General features: G+C 72.2%; 15 protein-coding genes. 7 read left to right on the top strand and 8 right to left on the bottom strand.

The features are described from left to right. The first annotated feature begins 67 nt into the window (after nt 1–67). Nucleotides 68–1378 (top strand): MFS transporter, encoded by a 1311-nt coding sequence (locus tag ACZ7OO_RS19820; RefSeq protein WP_471506064.1) that lies wholly within the window; start codon nt 68–70, stop codon nt 1376–1378. Nucleotides 1379–1387: 9 nt separating this feature from the next. Here ACZ7OO_RS19820 and ACZ7OO_RS19815 read toward each other — a convergent pair whose 3' ends face one another. The 5 genes from ACZ7OO_RS19815 to ACZ7OO_RS19795 form a co-directional block, all read right to left on the bottom strand. After that, on the bottom strand, nt 1388–2002 hold the full coding sequence (locus ACZ7OO_RS19815; RefSeq protein WP_471506063.1) for a flavin reductase family protein: 615 nt from the start codon (nt 2000–2002) through the stop codon (nt 1388–1390). A gap of 231 nt (nt 2003–2233) precedes the next feature. Continuing rightward, entirely contained in the window at nt 2234–3070 is an 837-nt protein-coding gene (locus tag ACZ7OO_RS19810) for an enoyl-CoA hydratase/isomerase family protein (protein ID WP_471506062.1), read from the bottom strand. A gap of 7 nt (nt 3071–3077) precedes the next feature. Next, entirely contained in the window at nt 3078–5306 is a 2229-nt protein-coding gene (locus tag ACZ7OO_RS19805; protein ID WP_471506061.1) for an acetate--CoA ligase family protein, read from the bottom strand. Nucleotides 5307–5521: 215 nt separating this feature from the next. Beyond that, the gene (locus ACZ7OO_RS19800) at nt 5522–6679 is read right to left on the bottom strand and encodes a flavin-containing monooxygenase (RefSeq protein ID WP_471506060.1); all 1158 of its coding nucleotides are present in this window, start codon (nt 6677–6679) and stop codon (nt 5522–5524) included. Nucleotides 6680–7001: 322 nt separating this feature from the next. Beyond that, entirely contained in the window at nt 7002–8615 is a 1614-nt protein-coding gene (locus ACZ7OO_RS19795; RefSeq protein WP_471506473.1) for a subtype B tannase, read from the bottom strand. A gap of 257 nt (nt 8616–8872) precedes the next feature. On the opposite strand from ACZ7OO_RS19795, the gene ACZ7OO_RS19790 reads away from it, so the two are divergent. From ACZ7OO_RS19790 to ACZ7OO_RS19780, 3 genes are all read left to right on the top strand, one after another. Next, entirely contained in the window at nt 8873–9295 is a 423-nt protein-coding gene (locus ACZ7OO_RS19790) for a Zn-ribbon domain-containing OB-fold protein (RefSeq protein ID WP_471506059.1), read from the top strand. A 41-nt stretch (nt 9296–9336) separates the two neighbouring features. Beyond that, nucleotides 9337–9942 (top strand): GNAT family N-acetyltransferase, encoded by a 606-nt coding sequence (locus ACZ7OO_RS19785; RefSeq protein WP_471506058.1) that lies wholly within the window; start codon nt 9337–9339, stop codon nt 9940–9942. 148 nt (nt 9943–10090) lie between these two features. Then, nucleotides 10091–10927 carry a GNAT family N-acetyltransferase gene (locus ACZ7OO_RS19780; protein WP_471506057.1) on the top strand — a complete coding sequence of 279 codons (837 nt, stop codon included), beginning with the start codon at nt 10091–10093 and terminating at the stop codon, nt 10925–10927. Nucleotides 10928–10976: 49 nt separating this feature from the next. Here ACZ7OO_RS19780 and ACZ7OO_RS19775 read toward each other — a convergent pair whose 3' ends face one another. Beyond that, the gene (locus tag ACZ7OO_RS19775) at nt 10977–11648 is read right to left on the bottom strand and encodes a pyridoxine/pyridoxamine 5'-phosphate oxidase (RefSeq protein ID WP_471506056.1); all 672 of its coding nucleotides are present in this window, start codon (nt 11646–11648) and stop codon (nt 10977–10979) included. A 152-nt stretch (nt 11649–11800) separates the two neighbouring features. Here ACZ7OO_RS19775 and ACZ7OO_RS19770 point away from each other — a divergent pair, with 152 nt between their 5' ends. After that, nucleotides 11801–12268, top strand: coding sequence for a hypothetical protein (locus tag ACZ7OO_RS19770; protein WP_471506055.1), 468 nt, complete (start codon nt 11801–11803; stop codon nt 12266–12268). Nucleotides 12269–12276: 8 nt separating this feature from the next. On the opposite strand, the gene ACZ7OO_RS19765 is transcribed toward ACZ7OO_RS19770, so the two are convergent. Continuing rightward, nucleotides 12277–13275, bottom strand: coding sequence for an expansin EXLX1 family cellulose-binding protein (locus ACZ7OO_RS19765; RefSeq protein ID WP_471506054.1), 999 nt, complete (start codon nt 13273–13275; stop codon nt 12277–12279). 116 nt (nt 13276–13391) lie between these two features. Continuing rightward, nucleotides 13392–14561 (bottom strand): thiolase C-terminal domain-containing protein, encoded by a 1170-nt coding sequence (locus tag ACZ7OO_RS19760; RefSeq protein WP_471506053.1) that lies wholly within the window; start codon nt 14559–14561, stop codon nt 13392–13394. A gap of 99 nt (nt 14562–14660) precedes the next feature. Between ACZ7OO_RS19760 and ACZ7OO_RS19755 the strand changes: the two genes are divergently transcribed. Further along, nucleotides 14661–15845: an acyl-CoA dehydrogenase family protein gene (locus tag ACZ7OO_RS19755; RefSeq protein WP_471506052.1), complete on the top strand. Its 1185-nt coding sequence runs from the start codon at nt 14661–14663 to the stop codon at nt 15843–15845. Further along, the gene (locus tag ACZ7OO_RS19750; RefSeq protein WP_471506051.1) at nt 15842–16306 is read left to right on the top strand and encodes a nitroreductase family deazaflavin-dependent oxidoreductase; all 465 of its coding nucleotides are present in this window, start codon (nt 15842–15844) and stop codon (nt 16304–16306) included. Before ACZ7OO_RS19755 ends, ACZ7OO_RS19750 begins: the two co-directional genes overlap by 4 nt. Nucleotides 16307–16320: the final 14 nt, after the last annotated feature.

Genomic DNA, 16320 nt, shown 5'->3' with positions numbered 1-16320 from the left:
CGATCCTAGCGGATACTGTCCTCCGGGCCACTCGATGGAGTGAACCCCGCGGCCGAAGCTTTATGGCGTGACCCAGACAACCGAAGCCGCAGCAGCCGTCGAGGACTCGAAGCCGACCCGCTCACCGCGCGTCCACCGTGCCTGGTTCGTCGCCGCCGTCACCTTCGTCACGATCGTCGGCGCGGCCGCCTTCCGCTCCCTGCCCGGCCTGCTCATCGACCCCCTGCACCAGGAGTTCGGCTGGTCGCGCGGCACGATCGGCGCGGCCGTCTCCGTCAACCTCGCGCTGTACGGGCTCACCGCACCGTTCGCGGCCGCGCTGATGGACCGTTTCGGCATCCGCCGGGTGGTGGCCGTCGCCCTGACCGTGATCGCGGTCGGCTCGGGCCTGACCGTGTGGATGACGGCGGCCTGGCAACTGGTGCTGTGCTGGGGCCTGCTGGTCGGCCTCGGCTCCGGCTCGATGGCCCTCGCCTTCGCCGCCACGGTCACCAACCGCTGGTTCACCACGCGGCGCGGCCTGGTCAGCGGCATCCTCACCGCCGGCTCCGCCTCCGGCCAGCTGATCTTCCTGCCGCTGCTGTCCTGGATGGTCGAGAGGTACGACTGGCGTCCGGCCGCCGTCACCGTCGCCCTCGCCGCCCTCGCGGTCGTCCCCTTCGTCTGGCTGCTGCTGCGCGACCACCCGGCCGACGTGGGCCTGAAGCCGTACGGCGCACCGGACTTCGTACCGAAGCCGGCGCCGGTCACCGGAGCCGCGCGCCGCACGGTCGGGGTGCTGCTCTCCGCCGTCCGCACCGGCCCCTTCTGGCTGCTCGCCGGCACCTTCGCGATCTGCGGCGCCTCCACCAACGGCCTGGTCCAGACCCACTTCGTGCCCGCCGCCCACGACCACGGCCTGCCGGTCACCACGGCGGCCTCGCTGCTCGCGGTCATCGGCGTCTTCGACGTCGTCGGCACGATCGCCTCCGGCTGGTTCACGGACCGCTTCGAACCACGCCGCCTGCTCGCCGTCTACTACGCCCTGCGCGGCCTCTCCCTCCTCTTCCTGCCGATGCTGCTGGGCCCCGCCATCCACCCCCCGATGATCTTCTTCATCGTCTTCTACGGCCTCGACTGGGTCGCCACCGTCCCGCCCACGCTTGCCCTGTGCCGGGAGCACTACGGCGAGAACAGCGCCATCGTCTTCGGCTGGGTCCTCGCCTCCCACCAGGTCGGCGCGGCCCTCGTCGCCTACCTCGGCAGTGTCGCCCGCGATGTCTTCGGCACGTACGACATGGTCTGGTACGCCTCCGGCGCGCTGTGCGCGGCGGCGGCGCTGATGGCGCTGGTGATCCGGCGACGGCCGGTGACCGCGGTGCCCGTCCTGGGCGTCTAGGGGATACCCCTAGCCGTCCCGTCCGAGCCCGGTGAACCGCCCCCGGTGGAACAGCAGTGGTCCGTCGGGGGTCTCGGCCGCGCCCAGCGCGGTCACCCGGCCGACCACGATCAGGTGGTCGCCCCCCGTGTGGACGGCGTGGATCGCGCAGTCGATCCAGGCGGCGGCGCCGGTCAGGCGGGGCGCGCCGGACACCGGGGCCGTGTCGTACGCGACCCCCGCGAACTTGTCCGCGCCGCTCACCGCGAAGGCGCGGCACAGGGCGCCCTGTCCGGCGCCGAGCACGTTGACGCAGAAGACGCCCGCGCGGGCGATGCGCGGCCAGGTGGTCGACGTCCGGCCGACCATGAAGCAGATCAGGGGAGGGTCGAGGGAGAGGGAGGAGAAGGACTGGCAGGCGAAACCGGCGGGAGAGGCTTCGCCTTCGGCGGCCGGTGCGGTGACAACGGTCACCCCGGTCGCGAAGTTCCCCAGCACACGCCGGAACTCCGTCGGGTCGACCGGCGCCCGCTCGTCCGCGTGCACGCACCGCAACTCCGGGCGTGGCAAGGCCTCCACGGGCCCCGGCGGGGGAACCGACCTGAGATATCGAACGGCCGCCGCGGCCGCTCCTGCGTGTCCCATCACATCTTCATTGAAGCTGACGGAACGTCAGATGGGAAGGTCGTTGGCGGACGGGCGTACGGCTGCTTCGTATGCTGCGCTCATGCGGTGGGGAGTGCCAGGTGACCGGCTCCGTTACCGGCTCCGTGACCGGCGGCCGGTCTGGTCGGCCGGTGATCCGAACGCGGCGGTCGCGCAGGCGGCGGCCCGACCGCCGGCGGCCGGCTGTGGTGGACGGTCGGCCGGTCGGCCTCACCGGCCGTGGAAGTCCGGGCTTCTGCGTTCCACGAAGGCCCGTAGCCCCTCCTGGGCGTCCCGCGTCGTCATGTTGATCTCCTGGGCGGCGGACTCGGCCGCGAAGGCGGATGCCCGGTCGCTGTCCAGGGAAGCGTTGACCAGCTGCTTCGTCAGGGCGAGGGCGCGTGTCGGCCCGGTGGCGACCCGGACGGCCCAGTCCCGTGCCGTCCTGGTCAACTCCTCGTCCGGTACGACCCGGTTGACCAGGCCAAGGCGTTCGGCCTCCGGGGCGGAGAGGGCGTCGCCGAAGAACATCAGCTCCTTGGCGCGGTGCGGGCCGATCAGACGGGGGAGGAGGTAGGCGCCGCCGCCGTCGGGGACCAGGGCGCGGCGGACGAACACCTCGATGAAACGGGCGGATTCGGCGGCCAGGACCAGGTCGCAGGCGAGCGCGAGATGGGCGCCGAGGCCGGCGGCGGTGCCGTTCACCGCCGCGATCACCGGCTTCTCGCAGTCGAGGACGGCGGCGACGAGACGCTGGGCACCGAGCCGGATGGTGCGGGCCACGTCGCCGGGTAGGCGTTCGGCGGTGGCGCCGCCGCGGAGGTCGGCGCCCGCGCAGAAACCACGGCCCGTTCCGGTGAGGACCACGGCCCTCACCGAGGGGTCGGCGGAGGCTTCGGAAAGAAGTTGGATGATGCGTTCTCGCTGGTCAGGGGTGATGGCGTTGAGGGCCTCGGGCCGGTTGAGGGTGATCTGCGCGACCTGGTTGTCAGTGGCGTGCAGTACCAATGACTCAACGGAAATTTCCGGCTCTTCGTTCTTTGAAGGCTCACGGGGGGAATTGGGCATGTTCATCTCAGCGGCACACCACCAGCGCGTCCAGCGCCACCGCGCCCTGTCCCTCGGGCAGCACCATCAGCGGGTTGATGTCGAGCTCGGCGAGCTGGTCGCCGAGCTCCAGGGCCATCCGCTGGACGCGGAGGACCACCTCGACGAGCGCTTCGAGGTCGGCCGGCGGCCGCCCCCGGACCCCGTCCAGCAGGGCCCGCCCGCGCAGTTCGGCGAGCATGGCCCGGGCCTGCTCCTCGCCGAACGGCGGCACGCGTACGGCCGCGTCGTGCAGGACCTCGACCAGGACCCCGCCCAGCCCGACGGTCACCGTCGGCCCGAACAGGGCGTCGTGCGTGACCCCGACCACCATCTCCACGCCCCACTCGACCATCTGGCAGACCAGCACACCGTCGAGGGTGACCCCCTCGTAGCGGGCGATGTCGGTCAGCTCCCGGTAGGCGTCCCGGACCTGGCTGGCGGAGGTCAGCCCGATCTTCACCAGGCCCAGCTCGGTCTTGTGGGCGATCTGGGCGCCGGACGCCTTCATCACCACCGGGTAGCCGACCAGCCCCGCCGCGCGTACTGCGGCGGCCGCGCTGGTCACCAGCTGCTCACGCGGCACCCGTATGCCGTACGCGCGCAGCAGTTGCTTCGCCGCGTGCTCGCTCAGCTGCTGTCCCGGCCGCATCAGCGCGAGTGCCTTGCGGTACGAGGGGGAGGGTGTGCGCGGGGCCTCGTCGAAGGGGGAGCGGTAGGCGCGGACGAAGCGGTGGTGGTCGAGGTAGGCGCGGACTGCGGTGAGGCAGTTGCCGACCGTGCGGAAGGTGGCGACCCGGGAGGAGCCCAACAGGACCTCACGGTAGGCGGGTTCGGTGCCGACCGGCGAACCCCACACCACACACACCAGCTTGTCGGTCGCCTCGGCCGCGTCGACCAGGTCCCGCACGAGCCGGTCGCTGAGCGGTGGGAAGGGGCCGGTGATCGGGCAGATCAGCACGCCGACCTCCGGGTCGGCGAGGATGGAGTCGATGATCTTCCGGCCGCGCCAGTCGCCCACCGGATGGCCGCCGTTGTCGACCGGGTTGGCCACGCTGAGATACTCCGGTATCCACTGGTGCAGCTCGGCCTGGCGCGCCTCGGACAGCACCGGCAGCCGGAGTCCCGTGCCGGACGCCAGGTCGGCGACGTGCGCGCCCGTGCCGCCCGAGATCGAATAGACGACCACCCCGTCGGCGCGCGGCGGTCGCGCCCGGGCCAGCAGGGCGGCGGTGTCCTGGAGTTCGTCGAGGCCGTCGACGCGGATCACCCCGTACTGGCGCAGCGCCGCGTCGATCACGTCGTCCGCGCCGGTCAGCTTGCCGGTGTGGGTTGCGGCGGTGCGGGCGCCGGCCTCGGTGCGGCCGACCTTCACGGCGACCACCGGTACCCCGCGGCGGGCCGCGCGGTCGGCGGCCAGCAGAAAGGCGCGGCCGTCCTTGAGGCCCTCGACGTAGCAGGCGATGGCGCCGACCTCGGGGCGTTCGGCGAAGTAGGAGAGGAAGTCGGCGGTCTCCAGGTCGGCCTCGTTGCCGGTCGGCGCCCAGTGCGAGAGCCGGATGCCGAGTTCCTGGGCGGCGAAGACAGGCCGGCCCTGGTGCCCTGACTGGGTGATCAGCGCGATCGCCGGTCCGTCCAGGTCGTCGCGGAAGCGCTCGAAGGCGTTCAGGTTGGTGTTCGGGCCGAGCAGCCGCAGCCCGGAGCGGCGCACGGAGGCCGCGAGCCGGACCTGGGCCGCCGCCCCCTCCTCGCCGGTCTCGGCGAACCCTGAGGCGAAGGCGACGGCGAACCTCACCTTGGCCTCGGCCAGTTCCTCGATCACCGGAAGGGGGTCGGCGACCAGGAGTACGGCGAGATCGACCTGCTCGGGCAGGTCGGCGACGGAAGGAGCGCAGGCGATGCCGAAGACCGACGGCCGGGTCGGATGCACCGGGTGCACCCGGGCCCCGACCCGCTCGGCCCAGTCGAGGATCTGGCGGGTGATACCGGTGTTGGGCCGCCCCTCGGCGTCCGAGGCGCCGATCACGGCGATGGACTCGGGCCGGAAGAACCTGTCCAGATCAGGTACGTCCGCGTGCAGCGGCCGTCCGCTGACGTCATGCTCGTCCGCGTCGGCTGTCCGGCCGTGGACAGCGGGCCCGGGACGCTGCTCACCGCAGGCGATGACCCGGGCCCGGCGGGAGTCGGTGGTGAGGGTGCCGTGGGTTGATCCAAGCATCGTTCCGCCCGCTCCTGTGTGACAGCACAATTAACTGACGCTGTGTCAGATTACTGAACTGACGCTGCGTCAGGAACTGGTCTGCACGCAAAGTTGGGCCGAAAGCGCCTCTCGCCCCGCCTGTTGCCGCTACCCGAGGGCGGCCAGGACCTCCTTCGTCACCCGCTCGCCCGACGGGATGCGTTCTGGGCCCTGGCACGAGCGCAGGGCTCGGCCTACGCCACCCGCTGCCGCTTGGCGACGGCCTTCGCGATCTTCTCCGCGTCGATGGCCATCTCCCGGAACATGCCGGTGACGGGGTTGGTGTAGCCGGTGAAGTACAGGCCGGGGGCGTTCTTCGGGGTGCGGGGGCCGTGGGTGACCGGGTGGCCGGTGTCGTCGAGGACGTCGAGATGGCCGACCAGGCCTTCCAGAGCGCGCATGTATCCGGTTGCGGCGATCACCGTGTCGGGGGAGACGAGGGTGCCGTCGGCGAGGGTGACCTTGCCGTCCTCGAAGCCGTCGACGGCGGCCACGATCTCGACCTTCCCCTCCCGGACCGCGTCGATGAGGCCGACGTCCAGGATCGGGATGGCGCCCTGCCTGGCCCGGGTGTAGAGGCCGGTGTCGGGGCGGGGCAGGCCCTGGGCGGCCAGGTCGGGCACGCTGACCTTGGCCATCGTGCGGGCGAGCCGGTCGACGAGGGACACCGGGAGGCGTCGTACCAGGATCGAGTTGTACTGGGCGGCCCAGCCGGCGGTGGAGCGGCGCACGATGTGCGGGACCGTGCGGACGGCGAGCCGCACCCGGGAGGCGCCGCCCTCGACCAGGTCGACGGCGATCTCGGCGCCGGTGTTGCCGACGCCGACGACGAGGACGTCCTGGCCGGCGAAGGGCTCGGCGTTCCGGTACTCGCCGGCGTGCAGGAACCGGCCGCCGTAGGTGTCCAGGCCGGGCCAGTCGGGGATGCGCGGGGTGTGATTGAAGCCGGTGGCGACCACCACCGCCGAGCCGGTCAGCTCCCGGCCGCCGGAGGCGTGCAGCAGCCAGCCGTCGCAGTCGGGCGAGCGCTCCACGCGGGAGACCTCGACGCCGGTGACGATCTCCAGCTCGTGGTGCTCGGCGTACTTCTCCAGATAGCGGACCACGTTGTCGCGGGAGACCCAGCGGCCGAAGCGGCGTGGCATGGGCAGCCCGGGGAGGGCGGAGAGGCGGCGGGTGGTGTGGAGATGGAGCCGGTCGTAGTGGCGACGCCAGGACGCGCCGACCTCGTCGGACTTCTCCAGCACGACGGCACGTATGCCCCGGGCCCGCAGCGCGTACGCGGCGGCGAGCCCGCCGGGGCCGGCGCCGATGACATAGACGGGCGAGACGGTGGGGGGAAATACGGCCATGAGCGGGAGCGTAATCACGCTCTCCGTTGATGGGTCTCGGTCAAGACCGGAATTGGTTGCGGATTGATCACACCCGTAGGAGAAGTGAGTGGGACTTGTGACGTAGCCCACTTGGTCTGAACGGAAAGGGAAGGGAAGGGTGCGAAAAGGCCCGTGCCGTCGGGCTCCGGTGCGCTGGAGCCCGACGGCACGGGTGGGCGGTGTCCTTGGACAGACGGGAAAAGGACACCGCGTTCGAGGGGGCTGTCGCGGGCGTGAGGGGCCTGTCTCGATCGTGAGAGGCCCTTGCTTCCGCGGCGGTTTCCTACTTCCGTAGCGCCTCTCAGGCCTGCTTGCCCTTCTTGCCGTTGCCCTTGCCGTAGCCCGTCACCTCGGCGATCCAGGTGATGAAGTCGCCCGGGTCGGTGTTGGCGCCATGGCCCTGGTCCCAGTAGAAGAGGTGGTTCACGTCGTCACCGAGGTTGTCCAGGCGGGCCGCCAGGTTCGCGGAGATGACGTGCGAGGTGTCGGTGTCATTGGTGCCGAGACGGATCCACCAGTGCTTCGAGCGCCTCCCGTTGACCTTCTCGACCAGGTGGTACATCGGGTTCATCAGGTTCAGCTTCTCGGGGATGTCGCTCGCGACCCGCTTGGTGCTGAGACCGGTGGAGTCGTTCTTCGCGCCGTAGGCCGTGAAGTGGCGGCTTTCGGTCGTACCCGCTCCGAACTCGTTGTTCTCGCCGGCGGACAGGTCGAAGGCGTCGAAGGCGGGGGTGGTCTTCTTGCGGGCGCCGACGTGGGTGAGGTAGTCGTCCCAGCTGAAGGTGGCCTTGCCGCCGGACCAGGTGATGAAGGTGTTGGCGGCCAGGTAGGTCTCGCGGTCCGAGTCCGACAGGGCGGCGAGGTAGGTGGTGGCCGACGGCTCCAGGTACTGCTTGAGCAGGTACTCGTCGTAGTTGCGGGCGGTCAGCGGGCCGAAGCCGTCCAGACCGCGCAGCTTCAGGGCCGCCTGGTACTCGGCGAACTGCGCCCGCAGGTCCTTCGACACCGTCTGGTCGACGACCTTGCCGGTGGACTGGGTGACGTTGGAGCCCCAGTTCCACTCGTAGGCGCCGTCGGCGTGCTCCAGGTCGGTGATCGGGCACCAGGCGCCGGTCGCGAAGATCGCGTCCGAGGCGTCGGCCGCGCCGATCTCCTTGAGGTACCTGTCGTAGATCGGGCTGTCGCCGGACGCGCCGAGCAGCGAGGACAGGGCGCCGCCGGCGCTGGTCCCGGCCGACACGATCCGGTCGACATTGCCGGGGATGAGGCCGCGGTTGGCCTTCACATAGCGCACGGCCGCCTTGAGGTCGACGATCGCGGCGGGGGCGGTGCCGTAGTACTCGCCCTCGGAGTCCTTGAGGGTACGGCCGCGGGCGCCGGGCTCGACCACCACATAGCCGGCGGCCAGGGCCAGCAGCTGGTTGGAGGCGGTGGCGCCGCCGGTGGCGTTGGTGTTGCCGTTCGCGTTGGAGGTCGTGGAGGCCGAGGCGCTGGGCGCGGCGCTGCCGGTGGGCGCACCGCTCGGGGCACCGCCGCCGGCCGTCATGCCGCCGGCGCCGACACCGGTGGCGTCCGCGACGGAGGAGGGCATGTACCCGCCGACGGAGTTGGCGAACAGGATCGGCGCGTTCGTCGGGTCGACCGTCTTGCCGTCGATCTCGACGGGAGCGCTGACGACGAGCGACTGGTAGGTGGCGTCCACCGGCTTGGCGACATAGGTGATCGCCTTCCAGAAGTGGTACGTCACCGAGTGGTCGTTGCCGTCGGTGTCGGTGACGGTGGTCGTCAGCTTCGTGTAGGCGTCCGGGTCGAAGTTCAGGGAGCCCGAGGAGCCCGACGAGGAGTCGCTCGACGCCTGCGCGCTGAGGGCGATGCCGCCGACTGCTGCGACACCGGCCGTGGCGCCGATGCCCATGACCACGGTCCTGCGCTTCACTGCCCTGTGCTTCACCTTGCTGCCTCTCGCGTGCGGGTTCCTTGGCCTTACGCATGCGAACGTAATTCGGCGCCGACAAAATCGTCAACAATCTGCGGGGATTCATGGTGGACCCACAGCCCCATGGGAATCGCACAGCTTTGCCCAGCTCCCCCTGGGCTCCGGGGTCCATCTGACATAACGTCAGATTCATGGATGCGACGAGTGCGACGAGTGCCACGACAGCGGCTACCGCCATGACTGCGACGAGTGGCGGCCGGGCCCGCACATCCGCCCGGCGTTACGACCTCCCCGAACCGGACGCCTTCACCCGCTCCTACTGGGAGGCGGCGGCCGAGGGCCGGCTTCTGCTGCGCCGCTGCCGTTCCTGCGGCCGGGCCCACCACTACCCCCGGGAGTTCTGCCCGCACTGCTGGAGCGAGGACGTCGTCTGGGAGCCCGCGAGCGGCCGCGCGGTCCTCTACACCTGGTCCGTCGTGCACCGCAACGACCTCCCGCCCTTCGGTGACCGCATCCCGTACGTCGCGGCCGTGGTCGACCTGGCGGAGGGCCCGCGCATGATGACCGAGCTGGTCGGCGTGCCCGAGCCGCGCGCAGGACTGGAACTCGAGGTCGCCTTCCGGGACGGCGCGCCGGTGTTCCGCCCCGCGGCACGCTGAAACGCTGGGCCACCACCCGGCGCAGAGGTTTCAATAACCCCATGGCCCAGATCGACGAACAGCCCGCCGCCCGCCGCCCCGACGTCACCCCGCACGGTCACGGCCTACGCCTCGACCACTGGAACCCGGACTCGCAGGCCCACGCCGATGCCTGGCTGCGCGGCCGCACCGACCTGGACTTCCTCCGCTGGAACACCCCCCTCCAGCCGGACATCGACCTCGCCGGGGCCCGTGCCGCCCTGCTGCGGCAGCGGGAGCAGGTGGCCGCCGGCAGCTGCGCGCCGTTCCGGATCGCGGACGAGGAGAGCGGTACGACCCTCGGGCACATCGGTATCAACATGATCGACCGGGTGTCCCGTTCGGCCCGGGTCGGCTACTGGGTGCTCCCCGAGGCGCGGGGCCGCCGGGTCGCCACCCACGCCCTGACCCTCGCCGCCCGCTGGACCTTCACCGAGCTGGGCCTCTACCGGCTGGAGCTGGGGCACGCCCTCGGCCACGAGGCGTCCTGCCGGATAGCACAGACATGCGGTTTCCCGTACGAGGGGACGCTGCGGGGCGCGATGTTCGAGGCGGGCCGGCCGCACGCGTTCCGGGACGCCCACCTGCACGCCCGCCTCGCCTCGGACCCGGAACCGTCCCTGGACTAATTCACGTGCGGGGAGGGGCGATCGACCACGACCATCGACCATGGCCACCGACACACCCGCATCCGAAACATCCGAAACATGTGACACATCTGACACATCTGGCACATCCGACGCATCCGACGCATCCGACTGGCACTTCACCTCCGACGTGGACGAGTTCCTCGCCCGCGCCCACGACTTCCTCCACTCCCGCCCGGACCTGCACACCGTCCATCTGACGGTGACGCAGCAGCTGCGGAGCCGCGGCCCGTCAACGTACGGCGACCAGCCCCCGTTCCTCGGCTTCCTCACCCGCGGCGACGGCAGCGTGGGCGCGGCACTGCTGCACACCCCGCCGCACGCCCTGCGCACCACCCGCCTCACGGCGGGCGAGACCGAGGCGCTGGCCACCCGTCTCCTCACCCTCGGCCACCCGGTCCCCGGATTCGCCGCCGAACGCGCAACCGCGGAGGCGTTCGTGGCGGCCTTGGAACGGCTGACCGGGACGCCCGGAAAGCTCCGCGACCTCGAACGGCTCTACCGGCTCGGTGAGTTGACGGCCCCCTCTCCGGCGCCGGAAGGCCGGGCGAGGGTGGCCGGCCCCTCGGACCGGGACCTGCTGATCCGCTGGTACGGCGGTTTCGTCGCCGACGCGGGCATACCGGGCGGTCAGGACGCGGGGGACTGGGCCGACTTCCGGCTCTCCTACGGCGGCATCACACTCTGGGAGACCCCCGACGGCACCCCGGTGTCCATGGCCGGCGTGACCCCGACGGTCGCCGGCCAGGCTCGGATCGCGCCCGTCTACACCCCGCGGGAGCTGCGCGGCCGCGGCTACGCCGGGGCGGTGACGGCGGAGGTCAGCCGGGCGGCCCTGGCCCGGGGCGTCGGCGAGGTCCTCCTCGTCACGGACCTCGCGAACCCGACGAGCAACGCGCTCTACCAGCGCCTCGGCTACCGGCCCGTGGCCGACTGGGCGGTGTACGACTTGGGGGAGCGCGCGTAGGAGGATCCCGGCGCCTACGGTCGGCGGGCGTGGCGCGACTGCCCGGCGGTCATGGCCACAGCAGTTGCGTCCGCCAGGCGTGGTCCCCTTCCCTGACGTACCGGAGCCGGACATGGCGTCGTTCCGGGTCGCCCTGGAAGAACTCGACCTCCTCCGGGCGCAGCCGGTAGAGGGTCCAGGTGGGGGAGGAGGCGGTCGGGTCGGCGCGGGCCCGTTCCCAGGCCGCCTCCGACTCCTCCCGCAGCTCCTCCAGCGAGGACAGGATCCCGCTCTGCCTGCCGGTGAGCGCCGCCGCCAGGGCGCCCGTCGAGCGGGCGTGCAGATCCGCCTGGCCCTCCTCCCACGGGGCCGCGGTGACCGGCCCGCGGAGCCGGACCTGGCGGCCCAGCACCGGCCAGTAGAAGGCCAGCGCCGCGTACGGACGGGCGCTCAGCTGATGACCCTTGCGGCTGGTCAGATGTGACGCGAAGGACCAGCCGTCCGGGTCCGCGCCGTGCAGCATCACGATCCGTACGTCCGCCCGGCCCTCCTCGTCCGCCGTCGCCAGCGACACCGTGTGCGGCTCCGGCTGCCCGGCCGCCACCGCCTCCGCGAACCACTCGGTGAAGAGGGGGAGCGGCACATCGGGCGCCGACGCCGGGTCGAACGGCCGTAGCTCCGTGGTCTCGGGGGACCAGACCCGGAGGGACTTCAGGAGCGTGTGAAGATCCGTTGCTGCCATGTGCCGAGTATCACTCGGGGACCCCGCGCGGCCGCACCATCAGCACGCCGTACGGCGGCTCGGCGTGCCCCGGAGTACGCGGGGGCCGAACTCCCGGGCACAACCGGGCGAACACCTGCGAACACCTGTGCCCCGGCCCCACACTGTCCGGCATGAGGGGACCCAGGACCGTGAAGGTGGCCGTACGCCATGTGCTCGGCGACGCCAGGGGGCCCGGGAAGCGGACCGTCACCTGGGCCGCCCGGGACTTCCGGCTGGCCCGGCCCGTCGAGGGCCGGGACCGGGTCGAGCTGGAGTGTCCGGTCTGCTCGGCCGCGCTCCTCGCCGAGATCCGCGACCACGGCCGCACCCGGCGCGTCCGTCTGACCTGGGGCGCGATCTCCCTGCTCGCCCTGGCTCTCTTCGGCGTCTCGCTCGCCTACGCCGTCCACGAGGGCGGCCGGACCCTCCCGGCCGGGCAGTCACCGCCCCTGCTTCTGCCGATCAGCGTGGCCGTGGCCGTCGTCACCCTGATCGCCGCCCCCACCGCCTGGGGGATGGCCCGCAACCACATCGGCGTCACCCTCGTCGACACCCCCGGCCCCCGCCGCGGCCACCGGATCGTGCCGGTACGCGGCTGAGACACCGCTCAGTGCCGGGCGAACTGGACCCCCGTCCCCTGGATCGTGTCCGGGCGCACGGGGAGTGCGGGCACGGTGAGTTGCTCCCCGTAGATGTCGGTGAGCCGGATCTCGCCGCCGCAGCCGGTGCCCTTCTCGGAGAGGAAGTAGTTGTAGCCGGTGCGGGTCAGCGCCAGCCAGCCGCCGCCGGTGCGGACCTCGAGGCGGGCCAGCGGGTTGCGGTGGCCGATCGCCTGGATACCGCACCAGTACTGGGTGGAACCGGTCTTGTAGCGGATCGAGACCGTGTCCGAGGTGACCGGACTCAGCAGGCTCCAGGTGATCGCGATCCGGCCCGCCGAGAGCGGCGCGAGCTTCGCGAACGCCTGGTGGCTGAGGTCGAGTTGGCCGACCGCACAGGGCGCCGGGCACTCGTTGGTGATGCGTACGGTGATGGCCTTGCCGCTCGCCGCGCGGACGGAGACGTACGCCCCGCACGCCTTCGCCGTCTCGTAGTCCGCGGTGTTCATCGCCGCGGTCATGACGTCGGAGGTCGGGCCGTACGAGCAGGCGCCGTTGCCGTTCCCGGCGTCGTAGGAGGTGGCGACCCCCTGATAGGAGGCGCCGGGGTGGATCCGGCCGGCCGCGGGGGCCGTGGTGGAGGGGGTACGGGCGGAGCCGGCCGCCGCGCGCCGGGTCGGGGTGGTGGCGGCAGACGCGGACGCCGTCGGCGTGGTCCGTGCGGTCGCTGTGGGCTTCGGTGACGCCGACGACGGCTTCGCTGATGCCGTTTCCGTCGCCGCCGCGCTCGCCTCGACTTCGGACGAGGACGCGGACGACAAGGTGGACGCGGACACCGCCCGGTCCTGCGCGCCGCCGGACGCGGCTCCGGGACGGAACGCCACGACCAGGGTCACGACCAGGGCGACGGCGGCCACGGCTGCCACCGCCAGCAAGGGGCCGCGGACCGGGCGCCACTCGAAGTTCGGGTCCGGGCGCCGGCGGCGGCGATGTGAGGAGGAGGCCACGGAGGGATCCTTACGCGGTTCGGCGGTGCACGTCCTTCGAACGTCGCCTTCTGAACGTCGAAGCTTCCGGTACGGCAGTGGCCGCCGGAGCCCGAAAGGTTGCCGCCCTCGCCGGATCAGTCCCGCCCCAGCACCACCGTCCCCGACGAGCAGAACCAGCCCCCCGTCCCCGACGCCACCCCCAGCTTCGGCAGCCCCCCGTCCGCCTGGCGCACCTGCCGGTCACCGGCCTCTCCGCGCAGCTGCCGCACCGCCTCCACCAGCAGGAACAGCCCCCGCATGCCCGGATGCTGGGCCGAAAGCCCGCCTCCGTCCGTGTTCACCGGAAGCTCCCCGCCCTCGACCCGCAGCCGCCCCTTCTCCACGAAGGCCCCGCCCTCGCCCTTCGCGCAGAAGCCCAGGTCCTCCAGCGTGACCAGCGTCATGTAGGTGAAGGCGTCGTAGATCTCCGCGAAGTCCACCTCCGACGGCCGTACGCCCGCACGCCGGAAGGCCAGTTCGCCGCTCACCGCCGCCGGGGAGGTCGTGAAGTCGGCCCACTCCGACATCGTCGCGTGCGAGACGCACTCACCCGTGCCCAGCACCCACACCGGCGCGGTACGGCAGTCCCGTACGTACTCCTCGGCCGCCAGCAGCACCGCCGCGCCGCCGTCGGAGCGGATGCAGCAGTGCAGCTTGGTGAAGGGGTCGGCGATCATCGGGCCGGACAGGACCTCGTCGACGGTGACCGGGGTGCGGAACATCGCCTCCGGATTCAGCGCCGCGTTCGCCCGCGCCTGGACCGCGACCTCCGCCAACTGCTCGACGGTCGTGCCGTGTTCGATCATGTGACGGCGGGCCGCCATCGCGTACTTGGCGATGAGCGTGTGGCCGTAGGGGACCTCGAACTGGAGCGGGCCTCCGGCACCGAAGGACAGATCGCCGGTCCTGCGCCCCGCCTTGATGTCGGCGCGGGCGGTGGAGCCGTACACCAGCAGGACCGCGTTGGCGTGGCCCGCCGCGATCGCGTCCGCCGCGTGCGCCGCCATGACCTCCCAGGTGGAGCCGCCGACCGAGGTGGAGTCGGCCCAGGTGGGGCGCAGGCCCAGATACTCGGCCACCTCCACCGGGGCCAGTGTGCCGAGGCCCGCCGACGCGAAACCGTCCACCACCTCCCGGCCGAGGCCCGCGTCGGCCAGCGCGCGGCGGGCCGCCTGGGCGTGCAGGGCGTAGGCGGTGGTGTCGTCCACGCGGCCGCAGTCGGACAGGGCCACGCCGACCACGGCGACCTTGCGGGGTCCAGTCATGAATCTGACGGTACATCAGGTTCGCTCGACTCCGCCCCTGTGCATCTGCATCCACTGCCCCTAGCATGACGGGCCGTCAGATCGTCAGGAGGTCCGGTCATGGACGCCCGCTTCACCGACGAGCAGGACGAGATCCGGCGCGCCCTGCGTGAACTGCTCCACAAGCGATGCGGGACGGAGGACGTACGGACCGCCGTCGACAGGCCGGAGGGGCACGACCCCGCCCTGTGGACCGCCCTCGGCGAACAACTCGGCCTGCCCGGACTCGCCCTGCCCGAGACATACGGCGGTGCCGGCTGCTCGACCACGGAAGTCGCCTTGGCTGCGGAGGAGTTGGGCCGCGCCCTTGCCCCCTCGCCGTTCCTCGCCACCGCCGTCCTCGCCGCCCCGCTGCTGCTCGCCCTCGGCACCGACGCCCAACGCGCCGAACTGCTCCCGAGGATCGCTGACGGCGGCCTCACCGCCGCCCTCGCCGTCCCCGGCACCCGGCTCGGCACCGCCCTGGCGCTCACCGGGCCGGGCGGCGGCGACTGGGCCGGCGGCGGGCGGGCCGGTGGCGTGCAGGCGCGGCGTGAGGGGGACCGGTGGCAGCTGTACGGAGAGGCCGACCAGGTGCTGGACGGACACAGCGCCGGGCTGCTCCTCGTCCCCGCGCACGCCGGCGGATACGCCCGCTCCCGCGTCCTGCTCTTCCTGGTGGCGGGGGACGCCGACGGTGTCGTACGGACCCGGCGGACCACCCTCGATCCGACCCGCCCCCAGGCCCGGATCCAACTGCGCCATGTGGTGGCGGAACCGGTGGGCGACGAGGACACCGACATCCGGCCCGCCCTCGCCGCCCTCGGCGACTCCGTGGCCGCGGTGCTCGCGGGCGAGGCCGTGGGGGCCGCGGACCGGGCGCTGGAGCGGACCGTGGAGTACGTGAAGCAGCGCGAGCAGTTCGGGCGGGCGATCGGATCGTTCCAGGCCGTCAAGCACCGGCTGGCCGACGTGTATGTGGCGGTACGGGCGGCCCGGTCGGCCGCCTGTTACGCGGCCTGGGCGACGGTCCATGGGGAGAGGGTGGGCGGAGTGGCCCTCGCGCAGGCCCTGGAGGCGCTGCGGACCGCCGCCGCGGAGGGGATCCAGCTGCACGGCGGTATCGGGTTCACCTGGGAGCACGAGGCGCATCTGTACTTCAAGCGGGCCGCCGGGGACGAGCTGCTGTTCGGGCCCGTGCACCGGCTGCGCGGACGGGCCGCCGACGCGGCGGGGCTGTTCGAGGGACGCGAGGTGGCGGTGTGATCGGCGAACGCCTGGTGCGCAAGGCGGCGACCAGCCGCGGGTTCCTGAAGGTCGCCCCGCATGTGGTGCCGGCCCTGGACCGGGCCGTGCACCGGCTCAGCCGGGGCAGGGTGCTGCTCAGCGCGCAGATGCTGCCGGGGGCGATCCTGACGTCCACGGGGGCGCGCAGCGGGCTGCCCCGGCGCACGCCGCTCGCGTGCATGCCCCAGGAGGACGGCTGGCTGCTCGTCGGGTCCAACTACGGCCGGAGCGACCACCCCGCCTGGACCTACAACCTCCTCAGGCACCCCGACGCCGAGATCAGCTGGAAGGGGCGGGACATACCGGTCACCGCCCGGCTGCTGACGGGGGCGGAACGGGCGGCCGCCTGGCGGCAACTCCTGGAGTTCTGGCCGCCGTACGCGACGTACCAGGAACGGGTGGAACGGGAGCTGCGGGTCTTCCGGCTCACCAGGGCATAGCGGCCACCGGCGCA

The sequence above is a fragment of the Streptomyces sp. NPDC111744 genome (assembly GCF_055634995.1).
This window is presented reverse-complemented; position numbering and strand designations above follow the sequence as displayed.

Coding starts and splice junctions, on each gene's coding strand:
- ACZ7OO_RS19770 (WP_471506055.1), top strand. CDS start 11,801: ATGAGGGGACCCAGGACCGTGAAGGTGGCCGTACGCCATGTGCTCGGC.
- ACZ7OO_RS19790 (WP_471506059.1), top strand. CDS start 8,873: ATGACTGCGACGAGTGGCGGCCGGGCCCGCACATCCGCCCGGCGTTAC.
- ACZ7OO_RS19785 (WP_471506058.1), top strand. CDS start 9,337: ATGGCCCAGATCGACGAACAGCCCGCCGCCCGCCGCCCCGACGTCACC.
- ACZ7OO_RS19795 (WP_471506473.1), bottom strand. CDS start 8,615: ATGGGCATCGGCGCCACGGCCGGTGTCGCAGCAGTCGGCGGCATCGCC.
- ACZ7OO_RS19810 (WP_471506062.1), bottom strand. CDS start 3,070: ATGCCCAATTCCCCCCGTGAGCCTTCAAAGAACGAAGAGCCGGAAATT.
- ACZ7OO_RS19760 (WP_471506053.1), bottom strand. CDS start 14,561: ATGACTGGACCCCGCAAGGTCGCCGTGGTCGGCGTGGCCCTGTCCGAC.
- ACZ7OO_RS19775 (WP_471506056.1), bottom strand. CDS start 11,648: ATGGCAGCAACGGATCTTCACACGCTCCTGAAGTCCCTCCGGGTCTGG.
- ACZ7OO_RS19815 (WP_471506063.1), bottom strand. CDS start 2,002: ATGGGACACGCAGGAGCGGCCGCGGCGGCCGTTCGATATCTCAGGTCG.
- ACZ7OO_RS19805 (WP_471506061.1), bottom strand. CDS start 5,306: ATGCTTGGATCAACCCACGGCACCCTCACCACCGACTCCCGCCGGGCC.
- ACZ7OO_RS19755 (WP_471506052.1), top strand. CDS start 14,661: ATGGACGCCCGCTTCACCGACGAGCAGGACGAGATCCGGCGCGCCCTG.
- ACZ7OO_RS19800 (WP_471506060.1), bottom strand. CDS start 6,679: ATGGCCGTATTTCCCCCCACCGTCTCGCCCGTCTATGTCATCGGCGCC.